The sequence below is a fragment of the Streptomyces sparsus genome (assembly GCF_054776295.1).
The window spans coordinates 1-833 of the sequence record NZ_BAAHCA010001450.1 but is presented as its reverse complement, the minus strand read 5'-3'; the positions used below and the strand labels follow the sequence as shown (position 1 = coordinate 833).

General features: G+C 76.4%; 1 pseudogene. It reads left to right on the top strand.

Annotation, left to right across the window (positions count from 1 at the left end):
- Positions 1 to 833, top strand: a pseudogene (locus ACYVE9_RS28980) (family 2 glycosyl transferase); the annotation flags it as partial.

The window sequence follows — 833 nt, the reverse complement described above, 5'->3', positions numbered from 1 at the left end:
GCGCCGCTGATCGCCGCGGTGGGCTGGATGGTCTCCGGCGCGCACGGCCCGCTCGAGCGGCGCAGCCCGGTGCAGGTGCCCGCGTTCGTCGCGGAGGAGAGCGCCACCCGCGACCAGCCTCGCACCCTCGTGCTCAACGGCGGCACCGGCAGCGAGGTCCGCTACACCCTGGTCCGCGGTTCCGGCGCCCGGCTCGGCGACGGTGACCTCGCCCGCGCCGCCGGCGACGACAGCCGGCTCGACGGTGTCGTCGCCAACCTCATCGCCGGGTCCGGCGCCGACCAGACCGAACAGCTCGGCGGGTACGGCGTGCGATACGTCTTCGTCCGGGACGGCGCGCCCCGCGACATGGTCAGGGTGCTCAACGCCACGCCCGGCCTGGAACGGCTCAGCAAGCAGGCCGGCGGTGAACTGTGGCGCGTCGACGGCAAGATCTCCCGGGTCACCGTCGTCGCTCCGGACGCCGAGCCGGTGCCCGTGGCGGCCGGCCCGGTCGAGGTCCGCACCCAGCTGCGGGACGGCCCGGACGGCCGGGTGCTGCGTCTCGCCGACGCCGCGTCCGACGGCTGGCAGGCCACCCTGGACGGCCGGCCACTGAAGCCGGTCACTGTGGACGGCTGGGCGCAGGGCTTCGAACTGCCCGCCTCGGGCGGTGCGCTGGAGGTCGTGCACCGGACGCCCGCACTGGCCGGTGCCTGGATCTGGGCGCAGGGCCTGCTGGGTCTCGTGGTGCTGGTCCTGGCGCTGCCGGGGCGGCGCAGGAACCACGACGACGACCTGCCGGAGGCCGAGGCGCCCGTGGTGCCCGCCCAGCCGGTGTCCGGCGAGGGCCG